At 63.8% G+C, this 3,299-nt stretch carries 4 protein-coding genes and 1 other RNA gene; 1 reads left to right on the top strand and 4 read right to left on the bottom strand.

Going from position 1 to position 3,299, the window contains the following annotated elements:
• Both mraW and mraZ read right to left on the bottom strand, forming a co-directional pair.
• Positions 1–300 (bottom strand): 16S rRNA (cytosine(1402)-N(4))-methyltransferase (gene mraW, locus EN955_RS34075; protein ID WP_127223562.1); only part of this gene is annotated, 300 nt, incomplete at its 3' end.
• Positions 297–755 (bottom strand): division/cell wall cluster transcriptional repressor MraZ, encoded by a 459-nt coding sequence (gene mraZ, locus EN955_RS34070; protein WP_024501472.1) that lies wholly within the window; start codon positions 753–755, stop codon positions 297–299. The genes mraW and mraZ, both read right to left, overlap by 4 nt.
• Positions 756–1,165: 410 nt before the next feature.
• Between mraZ and EN955_RS34065 the strand changes: the two genes are divergently transcribed.
• Entirely contained in the window at positions 1,166–2,293 is a 1,128-nt protein-coding gene (locus tag EN955_RS34065) for a cystathionine gamma-lyase (RefSeq protein ID WP_024501473.1), read from the top strand.
• A gap of 87 nt (positions 2,294–2,380) precedes the next feature.
• Here the strand turns inward: EN955_RS34065 and rnpB are convergent.
• Together rnpB and EN955_RS34055 are read right to left on the bottom strand one after the other, a co-directional pair.
• Positions 2,381–2,790, bottom strand: an RNA gene (rnpB, locus tag EN955_RS34060) — RNase P RNA component class A.
• 50 nt (positions 2,791–2,840) lie between these two features.
• Positions 2,841–3,299 (bottom strand): transglycosylase SLT domain-containing protein (locus tag EN955_RS34055; protein WP_164769965.1); only part of this gene is annotated, 459 nt, incomplete at its 5' end.

Here is a 3,299-nt window from a genome sequence, read left to right as displayed (position 1 = left end):
GTCCAGCGTCGAGAACGGCGCCTGCACCAGCCGCAGCCGACCACCCGACTGCACTTCCAGATCGCGCCCGGCCGCAATGGCATCCGGATCGCGGTCGATCGCCACCACGGAGGCGCCTGTCGCCAGAATGGCCCTGGTGTAGCCGCCGGCGCCGAACGTGCCGTCGATGATGAGGTCGCCCTGCGCCGGCGCCAGTGCTTCGAGCACTTCGGCAAGGAGGACCGGAATGTGGCGGGCCGATCCGCCAACGGCGTGCCCATTTACGGCGCGAGGAAGGTCATCGCCGTGGCCTGCCGTCATTCCGGTCGCTCCCCAGGCTTCGTCCCCTGCCGAAGCTGCAAAAGCCGTGCCCGCGCCTGCGCCCCATAGGCGGCAAGCCGTCCCGGCTCCCAGATCTGAAAGAAATTGCCGCGCCCGACAAAGGCCACTTCCGACGAGATGCCGGTGTGTTCGCGAAGGAAATCGCTCATCGTGATGCGGCCGTCCTGGTCGAGTTTCAAGAAGGTTCCGTCGCCATGGCAAAAGAATGACATATCGTCCGCCGTCTGCAGGAAGGGATCCTCGAGCGCTATGCGCTGCTCGTAGCGGTCGAGCAGGTCGAGCCCGCCGACATCCATCGCCGGCAGGTCCAGGCAGCGCAGCGCATAGAGTTCCGAATAGCCGCGCTTCTGCACGACGGCACGGAAATGCGCGGGAACGGACACCCGCCCCTTCGCATCGATCCTGCTCACCGTGTTTGACAGAAACCGGTCCATTAAACGCTACAGCCGCTTGCGCCGCCGCACCCCTCTGCATCTTGTCGCACGCGCCGCCGCAGCGCGTTCCCTGCCCCGTATCAGCGTCGTCCGCACAGGCAAAAACCAGCAAACGCGCAGCCGCCGCGGCTGCCCGATTGGCGTACGCTTTACCCTGACACGGAACGAAGGCTTTGATGTCTGGATGGGATATCATGGGGCACTATGGGCGTCAACGGGAATAGGCTTCACAAACACGCGCGCCCCGACCAAAGAGAGCAGCCGTGACGACACGTCTCGTCTTTATGGTCTATTAAGCCTAACGAAGCGTTTAGAGCCGCCTGGCCCAACCGGACGCGCCTTGCCGCGAGCCGCTGCCGGGCATAGCGTCTCGCCACATCCAGCCGGTCACCAACAGGGTCTGAAATTTGATGTCTGAAACAGCAAAGTCACGCGCTGCAGCGCTTCCTCACCTGCGTCGCAGCGGGCTTGCCATGGGCGATTCCATTCCCCTGCCGCTGACCATGGCCGCCATCTTTCATGCGCCCGGCGACGCCACCGGCTTCAACCAGTACGGGCGATTCAGCAACCCGACCTGGGACGCGGTCGAGCATATGCTGGCCCATCTGGAGGACGCGCCCTGCGTCGCGTTCCCTTCCGGAATGGCGGCAATCTCGGCGGCGTTTTTTGCCGTGCTCAAGGCCGGCGACCGTATCCTGCTGCCATCGGACGGCTATCACACGACACGAGCGCTGGCCGAGCGCTTCCTCAAGCCGCTCGGCATCACCTATGATGTCAGGCCGACTTCGACCTTCCTTGATGGCGGCTTCGATGGCTATCGGCTGGCATTTGTCGAAACCCCTGCCAATCCGGGGCTGGATATCTGCGATATCGCCGCCGTTGCCGATGCTGTCCACAAAACCGGCGCGATTCTTGTGGTCGACAACACGACCATGACCCCTTTCGGCCAACGACCGCTCGACCACGGCGCCGATATCGTCGTTGCCGCCGACACCAAGGCACCCAATGGCCATTCCGACGTGCTGTTCGGCCATGTCGCCAGTCGCAATGCCGATATCATCGCCGCCGTGACCGGCTGGCGCGAAGTTTCCGGCAGCATTCCCGGTCCGTTCGAAGCTTGGCTGGTGCACCGCGGCCTGGAGACACTGGATGTGCGCTTCGATCGCATGTGTTCCTCGGCGGAAGTCATCGCGCGGCGGCTGCAGGGCCACAAGGCAATCAGTGGCCTGCGTTATCCCGGGCTGGAAGGCGACCCGTCGCACAACCTAGCCCGCGCCCAGATGGAGCGCTTCGGCTTTCTCATCTCTTTCGAACTCGCCTCGGAAGACAAAGCCGAGGACTTCATCAACAATTGCGACCTGATGCAGGCCGCGACATCCTTCGGCGGCGTCCACACCTCCGCCGAGCGGCGCCTGAAGCGAGGCGATGCGGTCTCCGCCGGTTTCGTCCGCCTCTCGGTCGGCTGCGAGCCGGTGGAAGAGCTCTGGAAAGCGATCGAGACGTCGCTGGACGGGATCAGCGGCTCCCGGCTCGGATGAACGGCCGGACAGGCTTGAATCAACAGGCGCGCCCGAGGGCGCAGCCTGCTGATCTCAAGAGATTTCTCTTGATATCGGGGGAGAGAAATTGCCAGCTGGCCTGTAAGCCGGGTTCTGTATGGCCCTCGTCCCTTGCGAGGCGAGAACGTGGCGGCCATTCATCTTGGGCGCATGTTGCCATGCGCCTCACGCAACCTACCCGGACGGTGAGCCGGAAACAGCCCTCGAGGGTTTCCCCTCGCACCGTCCCTATTCGGTCTTGCTCCCGGTGGGGTTTACCGTGCCGCTCCTGTTGCCAGTCGCGCGGTGGGCTCTTACCCCACCCTTTCACCCTTGCCCCGAATCCGGCAAGCCGGATCGTGGCGGTTTGCTTTCTGTGGCACTTTCCCTGGGGTCGCCCCCGCCGGCCATTAACCGGCACCGTGTTTCCATGGAGCCCGGACTTTCCTCACCCACGACCTTTCGGCGTTTGCGGGTGCGGCCGCCCAGCCAGCTGGCAGAGCGTATAAAGGGGTTCACGCCCGAAAACGCAAACGAAAAAGCTGACTTATGCGGGCGATCCAAGCGCAGCCATCTGCACCTTGACCTTGCCGCAATAGGCTGCCGACACGGGGTTCATCCGCGTTGCGGCGTGCCCGGCATTGTATTTCAGAATGGTGCCGCAGGTCGTGCCGCCACCGAGGCTCCGTGCCATGGCAAGGTATTTCATGCCGTATTTGATGTTGGTGTCGGGATCGAACAGGCCCTTGGCGGAGCCGCTATAGCCCATCATCCGAGCCGTGGCCGGCTTGATCTGCATCAGGCCGATCTCGCCGGCGCTGCCGACGATGTTGGGCCGGTAGTTGCTCTCGATCTTGATGACCGCCGAGGCGAGCGACACGGGCACGCCTTCGATCGCCGCATAGCGGGCAACGATTGCGGAATACTGGCCGCTGCTCGCCACCGCGGCCGTCGACTCCGCCGCGTTCCTGAGGCCGATCGATGCCGTTCTCGTCATGTCGACGGT

It is taken from the genome of Mesorhizobium sp. M7A.F.Ca.CA.001.04.2.1 (assembly GCF_003998485.1).
Classification (GTDB): Bacteria; Pseudomonadota; Alphaproteobacteria; order Rhizobiales; family Rhizobiaceae; genus Mesorhizobium; species Mesorhizobium ciceri.
Note: the sequence above shows the minus strand (reverse complement) of the source record. Positions and strands in the feature narration are given on the sequence as shown.